Below are 21,558 nucleotides of genomic sequence, written 5' to 3'. Positions count from 1 at the left end.
CTGTATGTAAACGGATGCACAACTGGTACGAGGAGTTTATGTTTGGATTTGTGATGCTACTTCGTGAGTGGTGGATTATTAGACGTAGCTTGATGATATTTAACACACTTTACCTTGTGTACTGAACAGAATGTTCTAAATGTGATGTGGTACTGTACTTTGTTTTATTATTGTTACTTTTGTTATTGAAATTGCCATCATACTTGAGAACAATCGTCTTCTTTAAGCGGGGGGATAAGATGCGAATATTGGTAGTTGAAGATGATCGCTTGATCAGTGAAGCAATAGAACAGCGCTTTATCGACCTAGGTCATGGTGTTGATTGTGCCTACGATGGGGCTGTCGCGTTCGCCATGATCAGCCACACCGATTTTGATTTAGTGATTCTCGATCTAAACCTGCCCAATAAATCGGGTGAGCAGATCATCAAACGTATTCGCCAATCGTCTGATACCCCTGTTCTCATTCTTACCGCGCGCAGTGAAGTATTTGACCGAATTCAGCTTTTGGATCTAGGCGCTGATGATTATCTTACTAAGCCTTTTGATTTTGGTGAGTTGGAAGCCCGCTGTCGCGCGATCGTTCGACGTCGTCAAGGCAGCGATCAGAACACAGTGACGTTTGGTGACATTGAGTTCGACAGTGCAGGTTGCATTGTGAAAGTGAAGGGCGAGGTCATTGAGCTTAAGCAGCGTGAATATCGCTTATTAGAAATTTTCCTGAACCACCTCAATCGTGTGATGAGCAAAGAAGAGATCATCGACCACTTATATAACTTTGATAACCCACCCAATACTAATGCGATTGAAACCTACGTTGGTCGTTTGAGGAAGGCGCTAGCCAATAGCAATGTCGAGATCAAAACCCTGCGTGGCCTTGGTTACGTGCTCAATAAAGTCGAAGACTGAGCTTAGGAGTTTTAGGTGACGGCACTGACCCAATCTGTCCGCTTTCGTTTTCGAACAAAATCGCTGAGATTTCAATTATTGTTCTCTGCGACCTGTCTATTGTGCCTGATTAGTTTGCTGACTTTGGTTGCGGTAAAGCGCTACGCCTATCAAACCACTCAGATGTTTTACGATCGCCAGTTGAATAACGCCGCCCTGCAGATCATAGAGCAGGTTCGTTTTAATGGTTTAACATTCAGTGTCGACATCCCCACCGCGGCCTTCAAATCACTCGCAGATTCCCCTAGAGATAAGATTTTCTATCTGGTTGCGAGTTCTCCGAATTCATCGGAGTCAGGTTACATCACGGGTTATAAAGAATTGCTTGATGATCAATTAGTGCGTGACCAAATCGAGCAATATCAGATAAAACTCGAACCAGAGGCTGCCTATTTTTACTTAACCTTTAAAGATGAATGGGTGCGTTTGTCTTTGGTCAGTCGCATCATGAATACCCGTGAAGGGCCGCAAAACATTTACGTGCTTGTGGGGCAAACCACACAAGCGAGGCAAGTATGGGAGAAGCAGCTCTCGGACCACGCGGTTAAGCTACTGCTCGCGGTGATGCTAAGTGCACTATTGGTCATCTTTGTGTTGATTGTAAAGGTGCTCAAGCCGGTCAATGAGATCAACAATAAGATGGAGAGGCGATCGAATCTCGACTTAACCCCTATTAATCTCGATGCGCCGGAAGAGGTCGAGCATTTGGTCGATACCATCAATGTGTTTATGTCTCAGCTCGATAAGAACTTAACCAACCTTAAGAACTTTACCGGCGAAGCAGCCCATCAATTAAAGACGCCAATCGCTGGCATTAAAGCTCAAATCGAACTTGCCAAAAGCAAAGCCAATGACAGCCACACACTCGATTACTTAGATAAAGTCACTGGCGCATGTGAAGTGCTTGAGCGTACCGTGGAGCAGTTGTTGAACCACGCGACGATTCGCCATCGCTACCAAAGTATTGAGCCCACAGAGGTTGATTTTAATGAGTTGGTGAAGCAAACCAGCCGTGGTTTAGTGATGAATGCATTGAGCAAAGACATCGAACTGAGCTACATCGAATCACTGAAGTTTCACATTCGAGGCGACAGCTTTGCATTAACTCAGATGCTGACTAATCTCATCGAAAATGCCATCAAGTATTCACCAAAAGGCAGCACTATCGAAGTGGAGTTGGTGCAACAAGGAAGTAAAGCCGTGCTGTACGTTCGTGATTTTGGGCCCGGTATTGATGAGCAAGATAAACCCCATGTGTTCGAGATGTTTTATCGTAGCCCAAATGCACTAAGCCAAGGCACAGGTTTAGGGATGAGCATTGCTTTGGATGTTGCCCAAAAATCTAACGCGATTTTGAGCTTAGAAGACACAAACCCAAATGAAACGGATAACGGTGGCCTTACGGTGAAAATCCAGTTCCCCCATACTTATTGGTGGGAGGTTTTATGATCAAGTTCGTTCTAACTTGGGTAACAGGACTGAGCTCGGCTGTGTTGTTAGCAAGCGCTTTGTTTGTTACGGGTGCCACCGCATTAGCCAATCAAGCTACTGGTCAACAAGACCCTGTCCATCAAAAACCTGCTCATCAAAACTCTGTCCACCAAGACAATAGCAACCAAGGTGATAGCAACGAAGATGTGCTGGTAATCTATGGGGCGGCTTACTTGTCAGAAATGAAGCCACTGCTCGATGACTTTCAACGTCGAAATCCAGATATTACGGTTCGCTATCAAGCGATGAGCAGCAATGTATTAGATGCTCATATTCGAGACCAAAAGCCGGATCAACCCGACATCACCATCAGTTCGGTGATGGATTTACAATTGCGACTTGTTAATGATGGTTACGCATTACCTTACCAAATCAATGTGCCGGGCTATGGCTCTCAATCGGGTATTGTTCCGCACTGGAGCCAATGGCGAAATGAGTTGTTTGGTTTTAGCTATGAACCTGCTGTGATTGTGTTTAATCAAGCTTTTCTTGAAGGCAAAGAAGTCCCGCTTAGTCGTGTTGAGTTGCTGAGTTTTATTCGTCAGCATAGTGATGAACTGGAGGGGAAGATAGGGTTGTTTGATATTCGAGATGTGGGTATCGGTTATTTACTTTGGTCCTTTGAACGAGCACAAACCAGTAACTACGGGCAGTTTTTAGAGCTGTTTAATCTTCATCACGCGCGCACCTTTGATAGCTCCGCCTCGATGCTCAAGGCGTTGACCAATGGCGATATCTCGATTGCCTACAACATCATGGGCTCGTATGCGAACTCATGGGAATCAAAGCACAAAGATGTGGTGATTGTGGCTGCGAATGATTACACCCCTGTGGTTATTCGAACTGCATTTATCAACAAAACCACTCCGCGGCCAGCACAAGCTCAAGCCTTTATCGATTATCTGTTTTCCTATTCAGGACAGAAGCTAATGGCAGAAGAAACCAACATGCCTCCAGTGCGTACCGATATTAAAAGTGCAAAGTCCGCGGTTGTCTTACGTGAACAGTTTGCGAATCAACTTAAGCCTTTGCCATTAGATGTCAGCTTGTTGATCTTCTCAGATCAAAGCAAAAAATCGTTAGTGATTACGGAATGGGAGAGTGCCTTAAAAAGCTACGACTAGCCTTATTCTTATTTCAGTTCAGGTCAGTTTTAGCCTCGGTATTAACCCTCTGTTATTCTACCTTTGAACCGACTGAGCCAAATGTTGGTTTGTCTGCCCCTGCTAAATGTCACCGAGTCAGCTGCATGACAGTTTCGTTTTTTACTCTTGAAGTCCACAAATGAGCATGGATTTGCTCTTTCACTTCAAGAGTAAGAGGTTGAAAACGGTCATGAATGAGAATATTTCCTGCATGTTGATCCGCGGCGGCACATCGAAAGGTGCATACTTCCTAGCCAGTGATTTGCCTGAAAGTGAGCAAGAAAGAGATGAACTGCTCGTGCGTATTATGGGCTCTGGTGAGGGACAGCAAATTAATGGTATTGGTGGCGGAACAACGTTGACTAGCAAGGTCGCCATTGTTTCTAAATCTTCAGAAGAAGGTACCGACTTGGAGTACTTATTTGCTCAAGTTGGCGTTGAAGAAAAAGAAGTCGATACTCGCCCCTCATGCGGCAATATTCTCTCTGGAATCGTGGCGTTCGCCAGTGAAAATAATTTGGTTAAGTTGAGCAGTCCATCGACCATGTTGCGTGTCAGAAACATCAATACCAATACGATTATTGAAGTTTCCGCCGAAAGCCCAAATGGTCATTTACGTTATGACGGTGATGTGCGTGTGGACGGTGTTCCCGGAACTGGCTCTCCTGTTTTGCTTAACTTCTTAGATGTCGGAGGCTCCAAAACAGGCAAGCTATTTCCTACAGGCAAGGTGCGTGATGAGGTCGAAGGCGTCGAATTGACGTGTTTAGACGCGGCAGTGCCTATGGTACACATTAATGCTCAAGATCTTGGCTTAACGGGCAATGAAACCAAGCAACAACTCGATGAAAATGCTCCTTTATTAGAGCGCATTGAGTCTATCCGATTAGCGGCAGGCCGATTAATGGGTATGGGCGATGTGACGGGGAGTGTGGTGCCTAAGGTTTCCTTGTTATCACCACCAACGTATGGTGGACACATTACCTCTCGATACTTTGTGCCACACAACTGCCATGCAAGTCATGCTGTTACCGGAGGGATTTGTGTGGCGGCGGCTTGCATGATCCCGGGAACAATCGCCCATGAAGTGTGCCAAGGCATTAACTCTGAAACGGTCGTTATTGAGCACCCTAGTGGACAAATCCAAGTCAATATCAAAGTAGAGCCGGGGGACGTTGAGCCTGCGGTTCGTCAAGCGGCGTTGGTGCGCACAGCTCGCCCGCTGTTCAAAGGTCAGGTTTACCCGACGTTCTAATCTTGATCTGCTTTATTAGCTATTTCATGTCGCTAACCTTTGGGCTGGCGATTTTTTATTCTCACCTTCATATTCTTTTTATCCTTAAACGGTTCCCCTAAGCCCCTTCAAGTCGAGAGATTTTCTGCACCACTTCAGCGCGCTCTGCTCTGTTTTTGTGCCTGAAAGGGCGATCTTTGTAACACTTTTGTTATCAAAATGGAGCGTGTCAGTTGGATGACAGGTTCGGCGACTAATTTGTCAGAAACCACAAAAAACAGTCCAGCTGCAGGCAACACGCAGTAAATGGATATTAGGAGGCACGATGCTGAACGTACAACTACCCGGCAATACACAACTATCTACTAAGGGTTCGTTATTCTCGAACGGTTCTTTTCTTATGACTCAAAAACTGTCTAAGTTAAAAGTTTGCCAATCACTCTTGGTCACGCTACTTGGCGTGGGGGCATTATCTCATCACGCACAAGCCGAAGAGGTTTCGTTTAAAGGTGAGCGTGTCGAGTTTGTGATGCCTTACAAAGAGGGCGGCGGTACTGATACATGGGGGCGTTTCTATGCACCTTACTTGTCTCAATCGTTACCGGGCAATCCTGTAGTGGTGGTGAAAAATATTCCGGGTGGCGGCTCAACAAAAGGCGCTAACCAATTTGCTCGCCGTGCGAAAGACAACGGCCTCAACATCTTTGCAAGCTCGGCATCAACCCAATATCCCTATCTTCTTCAAGATCGCCGAGTTCGTTACGACTACAACGATTGGAGCGTGATTCTCGCATCCCCAACTGGCGGCGTTGTGTATGTTTCGCCTAAAACGGGCATCGAGAACGTACAAGATCTTTTCGATAAGAAAGACCAAATCAAGTTTCAATACGCAAGCCAAGGTGCGACCTCAATTGACTTGGTTCCACTGCTAGCCATGGATCTACTTGGTTTGGAGGTACAAGCGATTTTCGGCATGCAAGGGCGTGGTGCGGGTCGACTGGCATTCGAGCGCGGCGAAGTGAATATCGATTCTCAAACCAGCTCATCTTACATCGACAAAGTGACACCGTTAGTCAATGAAGGTAAAGCGATTCCTTTGTTTAGCTTCGGTGTATTGGGCGAAGACGGCAAGTTGAAACGTGACCCTAACTTCCCAGAGCTTCCTCACTTCGCTGAGGTGTACCAGATGTTCCACCCTGAAGAAGCAGAAACACAAGGCTATGCGGTTTGGCGCTCATTCTTTATGGCCGGGTTTGCCGCTCAGAAGATGATCTTTGTGCCTAAGTCGACGCCAGAAGAAACAGTTGCTGCATGGCGCGCATCGGCTTCTGAATTAGTCTCTCAACCCGATTTTCAAAATCGCGCAGTCGAAGTTTTGGGTGATTACCCGCAATTGACTGGCGAACAAGCACAGTTAGCGCTAAACGCTGCCTTGTCGCTTGATGAAAGCAACCTTGAATGGGTCAGAAACTGGCTGACCACAAACTACAACACCCGTTTCTAAACAGGCTATCCAGAAGCCCAAGAAAACATGAGTTTTAACAACGCTCAGTACTAACTGGCAGTGAGACCGCGGCGCAAGATCGTGGCTCACGCCTTTTCATCTCACTTTTATATTGTTACGTCATTTCAATATCGTACGTAACTTTTATATCGCTACGTAAAAAAGTAAGCGCCAAACTCCAATAGCACGTGGCTTATACGGATTGAACCGTAGGGCTTTTGACATCCATGGATAGGTAAGCGGTGGTAAACGAAGCGAAAGTGAGTCTCATGATAGAAAGGATTCAACGATGTTTAACGAACTCTTTGCTGCACTGGAAACCATATTAAGCGTCCAGCACATTACCTTTATGTTAGGTGGTGTGTTACTGGGTCTCGCGATTGGTATCTTTCCGGGGCTTGGCGGTATTGCCGGCTTATCACTACTGCTTCCATTCCTGTATGGCATGGATCCAATATCAGCTTTGGCAATGCTTATCGGATTGGTTGCGGTTATCCCAACGTCTGACACTTTTACCTCGGTATTAATGGGTATTCCGGGCTCAAGTGGCTCGCAAGCAACCGTGCTTGATGGCTTCCCTATGGCGAAAAAAGGCGAGGCGGCTCGTGCGTTATCTGCTGCGTTTACGTCATCGCTATTTGGTGGCCTGTTTGGCGCGGTGATCCTGACCGGTTTTGTGTTGATAGCTCGACCGGTGATCCTCGCTTTTGGTTCCGGTGAGTTGTTCATGCTGACCTTGTTAGGTTTGAGCATGGTCGGTGCACTGGCAGGTAAGAGCTTGGTAAAAGGCTTGTCGGCGTGTGGCATGGGCGTATTGCTTGGCAGTGTCGGCAGTGCTCCTGCAACTGGCGAATATCGTATGACCTTTGACAACTTCTACCTAATGGATGGCATTCCTCTGGTTGTGGTTGGCTTAGGCATTTTTGCGCTTCCTGAGATTATCGATCTGCTGCGTCAGAACAAGCCAATCGCCAGTGCAAGTAAACTCGGCACAGGTTGGTCTGCGGGTGTTCGTGACTTCCTTGCAAACAAATGGCTTGCGCTGCGTTGTAGTGTGATTGGCTGTATTGTTGGTGCACTTCCCGGCCTTGGTGGCAGCGTAGTGGACTGGATCGCTTATGGTCATGCGGTGCAAACCACTAAGAAAGATCCTGAATTCGGTAAAGGCGATGTGCGTGGTGTGATTGCGCCTGAGTCGTCGAATAATGCTAAAGAAGGTGGTGGTTTAGTCCCTACGCTGTTATTTGGTATTCCGGGTTCTGGCAGCATGGCGGTATTCCTCGGTGGCATGGTATTGGTTGGCTTAGAACCGGGCCCTGCGATGGTGAGTACTGACCTTGATATTACTTACACTATCGTGTGGTCTTTGGCATTAGCGAACGTGTTCGGTGCTGGCGCTTGTATGCTGATTTCACCTTGGGTCGCTAGGCTGACCACGGTTCGCTACACCTTGCTTGCTCCATTCATGGTGATGGTGATTTGTTTCGCTGCATTCCAAGCAACACGCGACCTTGGCGACTTAGTCACGCTATTAAGCATCGGTACGCTGGGTGTGTTGATGAAGCGTTTCGACTGGCCTCGCCCTGCATTCTTGATTGGTTTTGTACTGGCCAATGGTATGGAAACCTACCTGTATCAAGCCGTGCAGTTTGACGGTGCTGCGTTCTTACTGCGCCCTGGCGTGATGATCATTGGTGCGTTGACGATTTTCTCTTTGTTCTTCATGTGGCGTCAAAGCGTGAAGAAAAACACGCAAAGTGAAGCACAAGACCCTTCGACTGAAACGGTTCAACCTTCAGTGAGAATCAGTAACCGCAAGCCTCAAGTTATCTTCGCTGCTTTGGTTAATATCGCGTTTATGTATGGTATTTATGACGGCTACCAACAGAGCTTCTTAGGTGGTGTGTTCACTATTATCATTGCCAGCATTATGTGGGTGCTATCTGCTGTGGTGCTATTCCAACTGCTGACCAAACCAGAAGGCGATGCTGTCTATTTCGATAATGAGTATGAGCAAGGGTACGCCTTTGATACCAACAGTATCAGCATGATGCACTACCTGTATTGGCTAGGCGCATTGATCCTTGGTTGCTACTTTGTGGGCTATGTGATTTCTATTAGTGCGTTCTTCTGTTTGTTCTTGATGAGTAAAGCTGGGCTGAGCTTGATGCGTTCAGCATCGGTTACCGTTGCTGCCACCGGTTTCTTACTGGGTTTGACTCACCTAATGGTATTGGATTTGCCGATAGGCTTACTACAAGAAACCGTTAACCTGCCTTGGCCAATTGGTTAATAGAAGGAAAGTAATTATGACGATTCGAACGATTATTATGCCCTTCGCTTCTACGGCAAACTCCGCTGAAAGGTTAGAAGGCGCGCTGAGCATTGCACAATATTTTGGTGCACATTTGGATGTGTTACACGCTCAAATTAGCCCACAACAGTTGATGCCAGAAGAGCGACAACTGTTACCGAGTAAGTGGTTAAGCCGTATCGACCAGTTAGTGAATAACTACGTTGCAGAAGACATGAACCAGTCTGAACTTGAGTTCACTACCTTGTGCGACAAGCTCGAAGTACCGTTGTGTGACAGTGATAACCTAGTGATGAATGAGGCCAATAAACACGTGAGTGCTCAATGGCATAATCTAACGGGTTATCGAGCGGATGTAGTCTCTGAGCGCGGTAAAGTGTCTGACTTAATCATTATCCCTAAACCGCTCAATGGCAAAAGTAGCGTGAGTTTTGACGTGGCGATAGAACATGGCAGTCGCCCAATCTTATTGATGCCCCGTGAACAGAAAATCTTTAACCCAGAATGCATTATGATTGCTTGGAATGGCGATGATCCGGGTGCGAGGGCTGTGAAAGCTGCGATGCCACTGCTTAGAAAAGCAAAGAACATCGTGGTGGTAACCAGTGAACGTTCACTCAACAAAAAGCCTAACCAACAAGATTTAAAGCGCTACTTGGGGCTGCATAACATCGAAGTGGAGTGCATTTCTTTTAAAGAGGGCAGAATAAAAACGCCTCAAGCGATCCTTGCTCATGCAGAGCAGTTTCATGCTGACTTGATAGTGGCTGGCGCGCTTGCGCATAAGAAGATGCATCAACAGATGCTGGGTGGCGTTACCAGAAGATTATTAAGTAAAACCAACGTGCCTCTGTTCATGGTGAGCTAATAAATCGTGAGTGATTTGTTCCCCCACATCACTCACTGATTCATCGAAGTTTAACTGCTGTCATGTCAGGCGCATGACAGCTTAGATTGTTAGAGTAAACTCATGGGCTAACTGATATGTGACCCGTCCGTCTATGCTTATGTGGTCATCGTATTTATTCTCCTTTTTACGATGACTGATTACCAGTTAGCCCCTTTTTATTTGAATGTGTGCAGCTCTAAACCAGAGCTGCCACTTTTCCTTTCGCTACCAATTGATCTCGAACCGAGTCGTATGCCCAGTTGAACGCAATCGCGTAAAGTACGAAGAAAATCACTAGGCCGATGTCCATGATCAGTACGGTTAGGAAGTCGAGTTGTAGAACCCACATCAAGACAGGTAGAGTCACTGTCATCAAGCCAAGTTCAAAACCTAATCCGTGCAAGACACGTGTTTTCTTAGTTCTTTTGCTTCGGTCAGCTCCGTAAATTTTGTCGTAGCCATAGTTGTAAACGTAGTTCCAAGCCATCGCTATCAATGATATTGCGAGCGCTAAGCCTGCCATTTCACCTGCGCCGTTTCCTGTAATATAGGTTGCAAGCCCTGCCATCAAAACCAAAGCAACCAATTCAAATAGCACCATGTGCAACATGCGTTCTTTATGTGACATTTTTCTAACTCTCTTTACGATTAAATAGCCGCCGATGGGCTAATGACTTGGCTAGATAATATCTTCTTAAGTGATAATATAAAGATAGTTAGCATCACATATAGTGATAGTAAGTTTTGGGAGACACCGAATGTACAACATTGAACAACTGAAAATGTTTGTGTATGCCGTTGAATTAGGGTCATTTTCTGCCAGTGCTCGTCAACTGGGTAAGGTACAGTCGGCGGTGAGCCAAGGCATCAGCAATCTTGAAATAGATTTTAATGTTGAGCTTTTTGATCGTTCGACTCGAAAGCCTTCACTAACCAAAGCGGGCGAGCAGTTATTTAAACAGGTGAAAGCGATCGTGCTGCAGGTTGAAGATCTGAATGTGACGGTTAACGCGATGGGTAGCGGTGAAGAGGGGCTCATCAAAATTGCATTAGATGATTCATTATTGGTCCCGAATCTATCTAAGATCCTTAGTCAGTTCAGTCATCAATTCCCAGCGACGGAAGTTGAATTGGTTGCGTGTACCACGACTGAGGTCAATCTGTTGATTATCGAAGAGAGAGCCGACATTGGATTAATGTTTACCAACTTGGCTTTTGATGTCGGTTCTGAGCCTTGCTTTATCGGTCACTTACCGTTTATTGCTGTGTGTCATCCAAGTCATGCGCTCGCAAAAACAGGTGTGGCGAAACTCTCTGATTTACTCCCGCATCGTCAACTAATGTTGAGGGGAGACAAAGGTAAGGTGATGGATCAGTTTCCACTGATTGCCGGAAAGGTATGGTGGTCAAACAGCTTTATTGTTATCAAAGAGATGGTACTCGGCAGCGATATTGGCTGGGCATATTTACCCAAGCACCTTGTCGAAGAGGAACTGAATAAGCAGCGTTTAGTGGAGATTAATGTCTCATTCGATCACAAAACATGGTCACCGCCCGTTGATCTTGTTCTGTCTAAAACACGCTCAAAAGGTCCTGCATTACTTTGGCTTGAACAAGCATTGAAAGGCCTATTAGACGAAACTGAATAAAGAAAAGGCTCACCGTTTAACGTGTGAGCCTTTCTGTTCAAAGTGATGCTGCTTTTTGTTAGTTCTAGTTCTAGGTGCAGACGTAGATGCTATACGCTAGGTTTAACCGTCTGACCGTTGTAGTACTTGTCTTTCATCTTAAGCGCCACGTTCACTAGGTAAATCAGCACAGGTACTTCAATCAGTGGACCGATAACACCGGCAAACGCTTGGTCTGAGTTGATACCGAATACTGAGATAGCAACGGCAATCGCTAGCTCGAAGTTGTTACCTGTCGCTGTGAATGCAATTGATGCGTTCTTGTCGTATTCAATACCCATCTTCTTACCAATGAAGAAGCTGATGAAGAACATCGCTGTGAAGTAGATAGTCAGTGGAACCGCAATCAACAATACGTCCATTGGCAGTTCTACAATCATCTCGCCTTTTAGGCTGAACATCAGAACGATAGTCGCCAGTAGCGCAATCAGTGTGATTGGAGAGATACGTGGAATAAACACATCGTTGTACCACTGCTCGCCTTTCATCGACACAAGGATCTTACGGCTTAGGAAGCCCGCTAGGAATGGGATACCTAGGTAGATAAGTACACTGTGTGCAATGTCGATCATCGAGATATCAACCAACATGCCTTCGTAACCAAATACTGGTGGAAGAACGCTGATGAACAACCACGCCATAAAGCTGTAGCTCACCACTTGGAATGCACTGTTTAGAGCAACCAATGCCGCGCCGTACTCTTTGTTACCGCCGCCGATGTCGTTCCAAACTAGAACCATCGCCACACAACGAGCAAGACCAATCAGAATCACGCCGACCATGTAACCTGGGTGGTCACCCAAGAAAGTCAGTGCCAATACAAACATTAGAATTGGGCCAACAAGCCAGTTCATGATCAAAGATAGTTTGATCGCTTTCTTATCTTTTACCACGGTGCCTAGCAGGTTGTAGTTAACCTTAGCCAGAGGTGGGTACATCATTAAGATAAGGCCAATCGCAAGCGGAATGTTGGTGGTACCAATAGACATAGATTCGTTCCACTGCTCGATCTGTGGGAATAGGGTGCCAAGCAATACACCAAGACCCATGGCAATAAAGATCCACAGTGTTAAGTAGCGATCTAGAAAACCTAATTTTGGCTTCATGATATTTTCTCTTTGGTTGATATCGTTAATCGTCGAAAAGCGATATTAAAAAACAAAAAAATACGCTTAGTTTATTCTGTATTCGACAAACTAAGCGCGATGAATCTATTTCAAAATGGTGTCGATTAGCGATTCAAATTGCTGAATATTACCTCGATTAATGCGGTAGCACATTTTCGGTGGTATCGATTCAGCAGTGATGAAGCCAGAGGTTTTCAAGATTCTTAGGTGCTCTGATACTGTCGATTGCGCTAAACCTAATTCGCTAACCAAGTCGCTGTTCAAACAGCCGCCCGATTTTTCTAGCGTTGAAAGGATACTCAATATACGAACTCTTGCCGGGTGAGCGAGCGCTTTGGCTAGAGCTGCCATTTGCTTTTCAGCTTCGGTATCACCATGTCCGATTGGTAGAGCACAGCCACCAGTTGTAGAGCAAGTTTCGTTCATATTGATGTTTCGCTTTCCATAATCGTTAAAAGACGATTAATAGTAAGCCCATTTTATATAAGGGTCAATGCTCGGTGTCAATTCGGTCCGATTTTAACGGACGATTTAGTTATGGTGGTTGAACTTAGTGATGGCTCAACCAAGTAAAATGGCGTTTAATGTCGATTAAATGCCATTTTACTTTCTGGATTATGCTCTAGTTGAGCACGGTATAGCCTCGATTGATCATGCAGTTACGATTAACTTGAAACTTCTGCTGCTCAGATAGCTCGGCGGATTGTCTTTTTTGAGCGTCGTGCTTTAAAGCGCCACTGATAATACCGATGCCAGCACCAATTTTTGCGCCATCATGGCCACTCCCGCCAGAGACTGCCCCACCAACCGCGCCCAGCGCTGCACCCTTAGCGGTTGAACCGACAATATCGCTGCCAAGAGAATCGACCTCTTCAGGCTTCACTTGTTGAGTATATTGCTCACATTCATACAGATCGGCGTGATACTGTGTTTTATCAACACCTTTAGTATCGACAATGATTTGATTAGCAAGTACTGAACTTGATGCTACAAGTAATATTGCTGCGATAGGAGAGAGTGGAAGTTTCACAAGATAGACCTCTAGAATATTCATTGTATTGTTAAAGCGACGTGTAGTTTTCGATGAAATCAAGGCGACGATCGGTGTATTCACCAGAATCCAACATTTTTGATAACCCACGAAGCGTGTTGTAAGGTTGAGATACGGCGACCATATTGATTAACCAAGATGGGATAGCTCCTCCTGGGTCACTCAACACTTGATAAGAAATATGGGTTGCATTGTTGTCCTGTGGTGTGAGAACCCATCGCGACTCTAAATGAGCTACTCTGACGATGCGTTTGTCGTCATTAGGCTTATAATTGGGTCTGCCGTGTTGTGTAATCATCACGGTTAATGCGTCTGGATCTTGCTCGATAAAGTTTTCGACAATGGCTTCACGATCCGAGACGGGCCAAGGCGCTTTTGTATAGGTTTTAGTGACCGTGTGTACTTCGCTAAAGTGTTCTATCTCTTCCATTTCATCAATGTTTTCTACCCATTGAGTGCCTACTGAAGTATCCGTAAACAAAGCGATGATTGAGGTAAGGTTGGCTTGGATATCGGCTTCTGCACGAAATTCCTTAAAATCGTTACCTTCGATTTTTCGATTGTAGACTTCGATGCCTTTCTTATTACGTACGAGCTTCCACTCATTTACATCCGACGCCAATACTGAAAAAGACGTCGCAATCATAACGAAAGTTAGAATCTTACTGATCATGACAGTGCTCGCCCTTTCCAAGTGATTTTATTGTTCTTTGATAAGCGATAACTGTTGAGAAGCAACAAGCTTTGCAACGAAATCCCCAAAGGCACGGTTAGCGCATAGCGAGCTGGTATAAAGAGCTCTTTGACCAAAATAAGATAAGTGACAATGGAAGCGAACAACATCAGAGCATTGATCGCTAAGGAATAGGCGTTGAATGATGAAGGGTCGCCGATGAAATGGTGAGTTGATACCAGCAGCATCACCGGGACAGCCCATGCAATGATATTCGTTTTGATGAATGTACCAAGTACTTGGAATCTTGATTGGCAATTTACAATAAGATTCATGTTTTTGGAGAAACCCGCCCAAATCGAACCAAAGTCTGAATACATATGAGTGCTCATGAGCTCGTCTGCAAAAGCCCAAAAAGCTTTTAAACCACATATCTTCATGAGTTTTGCAAAAGCGATGTCTTCGGATATCTTGCTGGCTACCGCAGTATGTCCACCTACCGCATCGTATGACCTTCGTGTAAACAACATGGCTTGGCCGTTAGCAATGGCGTCTGCTTTTGACTTGTCGTTTGCGTTTTTGAAGTTCATGTAAGACGCGACTGAAAGAAATATGCCGGGTAAGGTGATTTTCTCAACGGTTGATGTGAATGCTTGTCTAGGGTTGAACGACAGCAAATCCGTTTTGTGTCTTGAGGCGAAATGGATAACGCTCTGTAGCATCAAGGGTTCAGACTTTGTATCAGCATCGATAAAATACAAATATTCACCCGTTGCCTGCTGTGATCCCACCATACAAGCGTTGCTTTTCCCTAGCCAATTGGGCGGTAACTTTCTTCCCGATATGCAACGAACGTTAACACTCGATGTGTCGATGAGCGTATCAACAATGGCCCTTGTCGAATCAGTAGAAAAATCATCAACTACGATGATTTCAAACCTGTCTCTTGGGTAGTTTTGCTTCATTAGCGAACTGAGGCTGGTTTCAATATTATCTTCTTCATTTCTCGCAGGGATAATAATGGACACGGTTGGCCATTTGGTTCGGTTCAGCGAAATTTTAGGCATAATGTGAACGCGATGGCGCGCTAAATTGGCGAGTGTGATTAGAAACTTGATGGTAACGACGCAAAACAAGGTCGAAGTGATAGCTAGAATCATGATTACAGTAGTCAAAAACAGAGTGATAGAGTTTAAGGAGCGTATAGTCTTGAGGGCTTTCGTTCACCTCAGGTATGTAGGACTCAATCATTCAAAGCGGTATGTCGGGCCGTTCAGTTTTGCGTTTGAAGCACATTTGAAGCGAATTATTAGAGCTCAGAAATAAGCATTGCATTCATTGGCTACTCTAACGATATAATCGAACGCATAACCGTTACACAAGATAACGAAAAATCATAATTTACACTTTAATCTTTACTTATAGGTAAGCCCTGAAATGCCACAACAGAACATCAAATTTATCGCTGCTGATATGGACGGCACTCTGCTTAATGAACACGGAAAGTTAGACCCGGAATTCTTCAATCTTTATGAGCAACTAGAAGCTCAAAACATTATTTTTGCTGCGGCATCGGGTCGTCAGTACTACAGCTTGATGGAAACCTTTGCCCCGCTAAAAGATCGCATGATGTTCGTTGCTGAAAACGGCACATTAGTGATGCACAAAGGCCAAGAGCTCTACAGCTGCTTACTTGATACTGATGCCATCAAAGACATCATTAAAGAAGCGCGTGCCATTGAAGGTGCACATGTGGTGCTATGTGGTAAAAAGTCGGCGTACATTGAAACCAAAGATGAGCGTGCTCTAGCGGAGATCTCTAAGTACTACCACCGTCGTGAGCAAGTAGAAGATTTACTGGCGGTAGAAGATGATTTTATTAAGGTCGCTATCTGCCACTTCGACGGTTCACAAGAGAAAGTGAACCCAAGCATTAATGCCAAGTTTGGTGAGAACTACCAAGTGGTTGTCAGTGCGAAAATTTGGTTGGATGTGATGAATGCTGAGGCATCAAAAGGCGCGGCGATTAAACATCTACAAAACACACTCGGCTTCACTTACGAGCAGACCATGAGTTTTGGTGACTACCTGAATGACTTGGAAATGCTTAAAGAGAGCTACCACTCTTACGCGATGGAAAACGCACATCCAAAGCTGAAAGAGATCGCTCGTTTTGGCGCGCCAAGTAACGTTGATGCAGGTGTATTCCAAGTGCTTGAGAAGCTGCTAGCGTAACGCTCTTAAGCTCGATTCGATTTTTATCAAAGCCAACTCGTGAAAATGAGTTGGCTTTTTTGTTGGCTGCTGTTGTATTGAGTTAAATTTGAACGAGTGTTCAGCTTGTTGTAATCTAATCAGAAAGATGGGTATTCACTTTGAATTGAATACGCCTTAATAACGATATTTGGAATGACGATGAGCAAGAAACTTCAACTTGATATTATTTCTGACGTGATGTGCCCTTGGTGCGTGGTCGGCTACAAAAATCTAGAGCAAGCCGTTGCGGAACTTGGCTTAGAACAACAGATTGAACTTGAATGGCAGCCGTTTGAGCTTAATCCTGATATGCCGCAAGAGGGCGAAAACCTGCGTGACCATATCATGAGAAAATACGGTTCTAGCGCAGAAGAGAGCCAACGTTCACGTGAACAGCTTGCGGCTCGTGGCCAAGCGGTTGGGTTCGATTTCAATTTCTATGACAGCATGAGAATGGTGAATTCACGCCACTTACATGTGCTGCTCGATTTTGCTCTAGCGCACGGTAAACAGACTGAGTTAAAGCTACGCTTTTTTACTGCTCACTTCACAGAGCAGAAAGACCTGTCTGACCTTGAAGTCATGGCACAAGAGCTTGAAGCGGTTGGGCTAAACTCAACGAAGGCACTGAAGCGCCTAAAGAACACCGACAACTTGAAGCAAATTGAAGCGCAAGAGTTTGAATGGCAACGCATGGGGATCTCTGCGGTTCCTACTGTGGTGTTCAACCGTAAGAGTGCAGTAACGGGCGCGCAGACGGTAGAAACCTACAAGCAGATTCTTCAAGAGCTTATTGCTGAATCATAAACGGATCATTGCTATCAATTAGAGTCTGAATTTCATGGAATCACTGTCACTCGCTCAAGCGCAAAAACTGGTATTGCTTTCGCAAAAGCTGCCTCCTAAGAAGTTGCCACCTAAGAAGCAACGTAATAGTGGCGCTTTGGCGAACACGTTGTCTGCGATTGAAAACCTTGGCTATGTGCAAATTGATACCATTTCCGTGATTCAGCGAGCCCACCATCATACGTTGTGGAATCGCAATCAAGACTACCAACTTAACCATCTTGATAAGTTGTTAGAGCGTCGAGAGGTGTTTGAGTATTGGTCGCATGCCGCCGCTTATTTACCCATGCGTGATTACCGCTTCAGCCTACATCGCAAGAATGGTTTTGCGAGCGGTAAGCTCAAGCATTGGTATAAAAAAGACGACGCACTGATGGCTCATGTTCTCAAGCGAATTGAGAATGAAGGGCCGTTGATGGCGAAAGACTTTGAAGGGGATAGGCCAAACCCCGGCGGGTGGGGCGGTAAACCGGCCAAGCAAGCACTAGAAACCTTATTCATGCAAGGCGACTTAATGGTGCCAAGTCGAGTAAACTTTCATAAGGTGTATGACCTTACCGAGCGAGTTTTTCCGAGTGGCATTGATACCTCTGAGCCGACAGAACAAGAGTACATCGAGCATCTGATAACACGTTATTTAGAGGCTAACGGAGTTGGAATAGCGTCGGAAATGAGTTACCTACTCAAGAACACAAAGCCTTTGATTCAGAAAGCACTCCAACAGATGCTTGAAGATAAGCAGGTTCTGAAAGTAGATATTCAAGGCTCTGATTACTATGTCCTGCCAGGTGCTTTTGATCTGCTGAATCTGCCCCTTTCCAGAACGAAGCTAAAGATACTGTCTCCGTTTGATAATCTGCTGATTCAACGAAAGCGAATGCAATCATTGTTCAACTTTGACTACCTCCTAGAATGCTATGTTCCAGAGGCCAAGCGTCAGTTTGGTTACTTTAGTTTGCCGATTCTGTGGCAAGGTAAGCTGGTGGCGCGAATGGATTGCAAGGTCGACAGGAAGACCCGTTTACTCAATATTCGTAACTTGGTTGTTGAAGGCAGCGTTAAAACTCATGAGTCATTGATTCATGCCTTATGCGAAGAACTTAAACACTTCATGGCGTTTAACCAATGTGATGAGATGATCGTCCATAACACCACACCTTCCGATCTTGGCAAGCGCTTGATGAGCCATTGGCAAACAGTCTAGCGGTCTTGGTTGTTTAGAAAGCGCTTAGTTACTCAGAAAGAGCGGCTAATAAAAACTCGACAAAGATTCGGTTCTTCAACGACAGTTGTTTGGTTTTGTAGAGTAAGTGAATCGGCTTAGGCAACGGCGCCATACCGGGTAGAATTTCCAATAACGCTCCACGATCAATCTCTTCTGCGACTAAGATAGTCGGCTGTAACAACACGCCCACACCTTGTAGGGCGGCATATCGCAACACATCACCATTATTCGACATCAAGCGTACACGTTCTTTATTCGGAGTGGCGTGAGGGGCTTGGCTGCTGTAACTGAACCCAAGCGATGGGTGTTGTGCCAAGTCTTCTAATACTCTGATCTGAGCATGTTGGTTAAGGTAATCGGGCGCCGCGCAATAACACATCTCATAATCCCCTAAATACCTTGCGACCAAGCTTGAATCGGACAGGTCGCCAATTCGCACAATCAGGTCAATGTCGGATGAATAAGGGTCGACAAGGTCATTATTCAACATCAGCTCAACGTTGATGGTTGGGTGATGTGCGAGAAATTTAGCCACGATAGGGGCAAGTACCTTGTTCCCATAGGTGACAGGGCAGTTAATTTTTACCGTGCCTTGCGGTTGATTTTCCAAGGTTTGAATCAGGTTCTCTGCATTGCTGATGTCTTCGAGAATTCGCTTACACTCACGATAGTAAAGCTGCCCTGAGTCGGTTAACGATTGCTTACGCGTGGTGCGGTGGATCAGCTGAGAGTTCAGACTGGTTTCTAAGGAATGGATATGCTTACTGATCATGGTCGCCGACAGGTTGAAGTGGTTTGCGGCGCTACGAAAGCTGCCTTGTTCCACCACGTAGACGAAGACTTTCATGCTGGTTAACTTATCCATTGAACACTCTTGGTTGATAAATAATAAACAAAAGGTGAGTTTATCAATTATTAGGGGTTAATTATATTAATGGCAAACCGATAATTAACTAAAATAAGAGCGTGAAATGCCTCAAATGAACGAAACCATCTTTGTTACTGCCGAACTTAAGATCAAAACTAACATAGAGCGATCTGTTGCGATCGAAGCTATCGAACAGTTTTGTTTAGACATGCAAAGCGAGCCAGGCTGCCTACAAGCGATTGCAACCTATGATCAAAGCCAAAGCGATCGTGTGATTCTGCTTGAGCAATATGTAAACCGCGAGGCGATCAATCAGCACTTTGTGATGCCTCATACCCAAGCGTTTATTGAGCGTGATATTACGGAATTAGTGCAAGCATTTGAAACGCAACGTGGACCTATCAAAACACAAGAGCAGGAGATTTGAGCCATGAAATGGGGAATCCTAGGAACCAGCTTTATCTCAGGCGTAATGGCGGATGCGATTAAAGGCGATGCTCAAAGCGAGTTGTATGCCGTTGCTGGTCGTACTGAAAAAACACTTAACGAGTTTGCTGCTCAATACCAACCAACACGAACCTTCAACAGCTATGAAGCCTTGATTGAAGATGAGTCGGTCGACATTATCTACATTGCTCTGCCAAACCATGTCCATCATGAGTATGTGATTAAAGCGGCTCAAAAAGGCAAAGCGATCTTGTGTGAGAAGTCTCTGTCGGTAGATATGGAAAAAACCGAGCAAGCTTTACAAGCCGTGAAAGAAGCGGGCGTATTCTTTGCAGAAGGTTTGATGTATCTAAACCATCCACTTATCGCCAAGCTTCATCAAGAATTAGCAACCGGTGAGATTGGCGAAGTGCGCTCAATCCAAGGTTCCTACGTTGCGGCGATTGATCAGTTCGTGAACCCTGCAAGTAAAGGCGCGCTGTACAACCTTGGCTGCTACCCAATGTCGCTGATTCACTCTGTCGCGCAGCAGCAATTTGGTGAGAGTGTGTTCGATGATGTGCAGATATCAGCAATCGGTCGACGAGGCCAAGATGGCAATATCTGTGAATCGTCGGCGATGATGCGTTTCAATGACCGCTTTACCGCGCAAATCCATACTGCTGAAGACCACGGCTTAAAGCATGGTTTTACTATTCTAGGTAGCAAAGGCTGCATTACGTTAGATACTAACCCTTGGTTACCGACGGCAGAAAACACGTTTACGGTAGAGGTCTATGAGACGTCGACACGTGAAGTGAAAGTCGAAGCGCAAGGCGATGGTTTCCATTATCAAGTGCGTAATATCCGCCAAGCGGTTGAGCAAGGTGACACACAACTTGCTGCGCCAATGGCAACCCACCAAGACTCTCGCGTGATCATGAAGTTATTAACTGATTGGGAACAAGCGGCGAGCTAACATCTTCGTAAATTCTATATTCGCCTCATGTTTGATTGCCTCGTAAGCGATCAAACATGAGGCGTTTCCTCTATATCTTCTAGTCGAATCTCCCGATAAATACTTTGCATTTGAAACCGCCACAGTGTCCAATATCAGGTAGTACTAAACTGACCGAAAAACCTTATTTCTTAAGGTGTTAAATAGGACCTTTACCGCATGCGTAAATCAGATAAGAAAATCGAGAATCAAATCAGAGACGTGTTAACTGACGTTTGTGAAGACACGCTGAAAGGCTTCGATGGTTTTTTGTGGGTGACTCACTCGGTCAACTTCTCCTCTTTTCCGCAAAGTTTGAAAATTGTCTGTGTATTCGATACCAATCAGGATAGAACGAACTTCTTAAGTGGTGAAGGCAAGCAAAGTGTCTCAGGGGCTATTCAACAAGCGTTCAATCAAGTTGGAATTCAACTGAAGAATATCGATAAGTATGTGAGCTACGATACGCAAGAAAACTGCGATCGTGACCATCAAGGGAAGTGGAACAAGAGGCTTTAAGGAGCGTTGTCATCGTTCTTGTTTAGACAGCCTATCCAAATTGAGTTTCAACATTGTGGCGCTCAAACTGAGATTCGATACAGCAAATCCAAGTCATGCTCTGAGTTCTAGGCTCTGATAACTTCCCATCTTCCAAACCGTATTATTCTCATTTTGAGAAAATCTGAGCTGATTTCTCGTTAGCCGGATAAACTTGGTTTCCAAATAAAATTAAAATCATAAAAATTTATCTTTTCCTTAATGCATTGATTTTGAATCGGCATTTGCTCGTTTTACTTGCCACCGATGAAACAAGACAGACGAGCACTTGAACAATGCTGCCATGTAGTCGATACTTTTTTCGTATTTTGATTCCTAA

The 21,558-nt window shown here is 45.1% G+C and carries 21 protein-coding genes; 14 read left to right on the top strand and 7 right to left on the bottom strand.

Going from position 1 to position 21,558, the window contains the following annotated elements:
* Positions 1-239 precede the first annotated feature (239 nt).
* The 7 genes from MSG38_RS15375 (at position 240) to MSG38_RS15345 (ending at position 9,503) form a co-directional block, all read left to right on the top strand.
* Entirely contained in the window at positions 240-908 is a 669-nt protein-coding gene (locus tag MSG38_RS15375) for a response regulator transcription factor (protein WP_016795398.1), read from the top strand.
* A gap of 15 nt (positions 909-923) precedes the next feature.
* Positions 924-2,396, top strand: a complete 1,473-nt coding sequence (locus MSG38_RS15370; protein ID WP_248402141.1) for a sensor histidine kinase — start codon at positions 924-926, stop codon at positions 2,394-2,396.
* Positions 2,393-3,562, top strand: a complete 1,170-nt coding sequence (locus MSG38_RS15365) for an ABC transporter substrate-binding protein (RefSeq protein ID WP_248402140.1) — start codon at positions 2,393-2,395, stop codon at positions 3,560-3,562. Before MSG38_RS15370 ends, MSG38_RS15365 begins: the two co-directional genes overlap by 4 nt.
* A 211-nt stretch (positions 3,563-3,773) precedes the next feature.
* Positions 3,774-4,838, top strand: coding sequence for a 4-oxalomesaconate tautomerase (locus MSG38_RS15360; RefSeq protein ID WP_248402139.1), 1,065 nt, complete (start codon positions 3,774-3,776; stop codon positions 4,836-4,838).
* 304 nt (positions 4,839-5,142) lie between these two features.
* Positions 5,143-6,321 (top strand): tripartite tricarboxylate transporter substrate-binding protein, encoded by a 1,179-nt coding sequence (locus MSG38_RS15355; protein WP_248402138.1) that lies wholly within the window; start codon positions 5,143-5,145, stop codon positions 6,319-6,321.
* Positions 6,322-6,610: 289 nt separating this feature from the next.
* A complete protein-coding gene (locus tag MSG38_RS15350) occupies positions 6,611-8,614 on the top strand; it encodes a tripartite tricarboxylate transporter permease (RefSeq protein WP_081229290.1) in 2,004 nt (667 codons plus the stop codon).
* A 16-nt stretch (positions 8,615-8,630) separates the two neighbouring features.
* Complete coding sequence (locus MSG38_RS15345) at positions 8,631-9,503, top strand: universal stress protein (protein WP_248402137.1); 873 nt, start codon at positions 8,631-8,633, stop codon at positions 9,501-9,503.
* Between the two features lie 217 nt (positions 9,504-9,720).
* On the opposite strand, the gene MSG38_RS15340 is transcribed toward MSG38_RS15345, so the two are convergent.
* Complete coding sequence (locus MSG38_RS15340) at positions 9,721-10,152, bottom strand: PACE efflux transporter (protein ID WP_048609883.1); 432 nt, start codon at positions 10,150-10,152, stop codon at positions 9,721-9,723.
* Positions 10,153-10,282: 130 nt separating this feature from the next.
* Between MSG38_RS15340 and MSG38_RS15335 the strand changes: the two genes are divergently transcribed.
* Positions 10,283-11,173, top strand: a complete 891-nt coding sequence (locus tag MSG38_RS15335; RefSeq protein ID WP_248402136.1) for a LysR family transcriptional regulator — start codon at positions 10,283-10,285, stop codon at positions 11,171-11,173.
* Between the two features lie 89 nt (positions 11,174-11,262).
* On the opposite strand, the gene arsB is transcribed toward MSG38_RS15335, so the two are convergent.
* From arsB to MSG38_RS15310, 5 genes are all read right to left on the bottom strand, one after another.
* Entirely contained in the window at positions 11,263-12,318 is a 1,056-nt protein-coding gene (arsB, locus tag MSG38_RS15330; protein WP_081229293.1) for an ACR3 family arsenite efflux transporter, read from the bottom strand.
* A gap of 105 nt (positions 12,319-12,423) precedes the next feature.
* A complete protein-coding gene (locus MSG38_RS15325) occupies positions 12,424-12,765 on the bottom strand; it encodes a winged helix-turn-helix domain-containing protein (RefSeq protein ID WP_081229294.1) in 342 nt (113 codons plus the stop codon).
* Between the two features lie 196 nt (positions 12,766-12,961).
* Positions 12,962-13,369 (bottom strand): glycine zipper family protein, encoded by a 408-nt coding sequence (locus MSG38_RS15320; protein WP_248402135.1) that lies wholly within the window; start codon positions 13,367-13,369, stop codon positions 12,962-12,964.
* 31 nt (positions 13,370-13,400) lie between these two features.
* Positions 13,401-14,063 (bottom strand): START domain-containing protein, encoded by a 663-nt coding sequence (locus tag MSG38_RS15315; RefSeq protein ID WP_248402134.1) that lies wholly within the window; start codon positions 14,061-14,063, stop codon positions 13,401-13,403.
* Entirely contained in the window at positions 14,060-15,223 is a 1,164-nt protein-coding gene (locus tag MSG38_RS15310; RefSeq protein WP_348983504.1) for a glycosyltransferase, read from the bottom strand. The genes MSG38_RS15315 and MSG38_RS15310 overlap by 4 nt, the downstream gene beginning before the upstream one ends.
* Positions 15,224-15,500: 277 nt before the next feature.
* On the opposite strand from MSG38_RS15310, the gene MSG38_RS15305 reads away from it, so the two are divergent.
* The 3 genes from MSG38_RS15305 to MSG38_RS15295 all read left to right on the top strand — a co-directional run bounded on the left by MSG38_RS15305 (position 15,501) and on the right by MSG38_RS15295 (position 18,369).
* Entirely contained in the window at positions 15,501-16,298 is a 798-nt protein-coding gene (locus tag MSG38_RS15305; protein WP_248402132.1) for a Cof-type HAD-IIB family hydrolase, read from the top strand.
* Positions 16,299-16,478: 180 nt separating this feature from the next.
* Positions 16,479-17,126, top strand: coding sequence for a DsbA family oxidoreductase (locus MSG38_RS15300; protein ID WP_248402131.1), 648 nt, complete (start codon positions 16,479-16,481; stop codon positions 17,124-17,126).
* Positions 17,127-17,160: 34 nt separating this feature from the next.
* Complete coding sequence (locus tag MSG38_RS15295; RefSeq protein ID WP_248402130.1) at positions 17,161-18,369, top strand: crosslink repair DNA glycosylase YcaQ family protein; 1,209 nt, start codon at positions 17,161-17,163, stop codon at positions 18,367-18,369.
* Between the two features lie 28 nt (positions 18,370-18,397).
* Here the strand turns inward: MSG38_RS15295 and MSG38_RS15290 are convergent, their stop codons facing one another.
* Positions 18,398-19,255: a LysR substrate-binding domain-containing protein gene (locus tag MSG38_RS15290; RefSeq protein ID WP_248402129.1), complete on the bottom strand. Its 858-nt coding sequence runs from the start codon at positions 19,253-19,255 to the stop codon at positions 18,398-18,400.
* A gap of 106 nt (positions 19,256-19,361) precedes the next feature.
* Between MSG38_RS15290 and MSG38_RS15285 the strand changes: the two genes are divergently transcribed.
* The 3 genes from MSG38_RS15285 (at position 19,362) to MSG38_RS15275 (ending at position 21,200) form a co-directional block, all read left to right on the top strand.
* Complete coding sequence (locus MSG38_RS15285) at positions 19,362-19,685, top strand: antibiotic biosynthesis monooxygenase (protein ID WP_248402128.1); 324 nt, start codon at positions 19,362-19,364, stop codon at positions 19,683-19,685.
* A gap of 3 nt (positions 19,686-19,688) precedes the next feature.
* On the top strand, positions 19,689-20,663 hold the full coding sequence (locus MSG38_RS15280) for a Gfo/Idh/MocA family oxidoreductase (RefSeq protein ID WP_248402127.1): 975 nt from the start codon (positions 19,689-19,691) through the stop codon (positions 20,661-20,663).
* A 198-nt stretch (positions 20,664-20,861) separates the two neighbouring features.
* The gene (locus MSG38_RS15275) at positions 20,862-21,200 is read left to right on the top strand and encodes a Fis family transcriptional regulator (protein WP_248402126.1); all 339 of its coding nucleotides are present in this window, start codon (positions 20,862-20,864) and stop codon (positions 21,198-21,200) included.
* Positions 21,201-21,558: the final 358 nt, after the last annotated feature.

Source organism: Vibrio sp. 1CM24A, assembly GCF_023161725.1.
In the GTDB taxonomy this organism is placed as follows: Bacteria; Pseudomonadota; Gammaproteobacteria; order Enterobacterales; family Vibrionaceae; genus Vibrio; species Vibrio coralliirubri.
This window is presented reverse-complemented; position numbering and strand designations above follow the sequence as displayed.

Bases quoted from the DNA above. Each gene is read 5' to 3' on its own strand.
- MSG38_RS15375 (WP_016795398.1), top strand. From the start codon at position 240: ATGCGAATATTGGTAGTTGAAGATGATCGCTTGATCAGTGAAGCAATA.
- MSG38_RS15365 (WP_248402140.1), top strand. From the start codon at position 2,393: ATGATCAAGTTCGTTCTAACTTGGGTAACAGGACTGAGCTCGGCTGTG.
- MSG38_RS15360 (WP_248402139.1), top strand. From the start codon at position 3,774: ATGAATGAGAATATTTCCTGCATGTTGATCCGCGGCGGCACATCGAAA.
- MSG38_RS15355 (WP_248402138.1), top strand. From the start codon at position 5,143: ATGCTGAACGTACAACTACCCGGCAATACACAACTATCTACTAAGGGT.
- MSG38_RS15350 (WP_081229290.1), top strand. From the start codon at position 6,611: ATGTTTAACGAACTCTTTGCTGCACTGGAAACCATATTAAGCGTCCAG.
- MSG38_RS15345 (WP_248402137.1), top strand. From the start codon at position 8,631: ATGACGATTCGAACGATTATTATGCCCTTCGCTTCTACGGCAAACTCC.
- MSG38_RS15340 (WP_048609883.1), bottom strand. From the start codon at position 10,152: ATGTCACATAAAGAACGCATGTTGCACATGGTGCTATTTGAATTGGTT.
- MSG38_RS15335 (WP_248402136.1), top strand. From the start codon at position 10,283: ATGTACAACATTGAACAACTGAAAATGTTTGTGTATGCCGTTGAATTA.
- arsB (WP_081229293.1), bottom strand. From the start codon at position 12,318: ATGAAGCCAAAATTAGGTTTTCTAGATCGCTACTTAACACTGTGGATC.
- MSG38_RS15325 (WP_081229294.1), bottom strand. From the start codon at position 12,765: ATGAACGAAACTTGCTCTACAACTGGTGGCTGTGCTCTACCAATCGGA.
- MSG38_RS15315 (WP_248402134.1), bottom strand. From the start codon at position 14,063: ATGATCAGTAAGATTCTAACTTTCGTTATGATTGCGACGTCTTTTTCA.
- MSG38_RS15310 (WP_348983504.1), bottom strand. From the start codon at position 15,223: ATGATTCTAGCTATCACTTCGACCTTGTTTTGCGTCGTTACCATCAAG.
- MSG38_RS15305 (WP_248402132.1), top strand. From the start codon at position 15,501: ATGCCACAACAGAACATCAAATTTATCGCTGCTGATATGGACGGCACT.
- MSG38_RS15300 (WP_248402131.1), top strand. From the start codon at position 16,479: ATGAGCAAGAAACTTCAACTTGATATTATTTCTGACGTGATGTGCCCT.
- MSG38_RS15295 (WP_248402130.1), top strand. From the start codon at position 17,161: ATGGAATCACTGTCACTCGCTCAAGCGCAAAAACTGGTATTGCTTTCG.
- MSG38_RS15290 (WP_248402129.1), bottom strand. From the start codon at position 19,255: ATGGATAAGTTAACCAGCATGAAAGTCTTCGTCTACGTGGTGGAACAA.
- MSG38_RS15285 (WP_248402128.1), top strand. From the start codon at position 19,362: ATGCCTCAAATGAACGAAACCATCTTTGTTACTGCCGAACTTAAGATC.
- MSG38_RS15280 (WP_248402127.1), top strand. From the start codon at position 19,689: ATGAAATGGGGAATCCTAGGAACCAGCTTTATCTCAGGCGTAATGGCG.
- MSG38_RS15275 (WP_248402126.1), top strand. From the start codon at position 20,862: ATGCGTAAATCAGATAAGAAAATCGAGAATCAAATCAGAGACGTGTTA.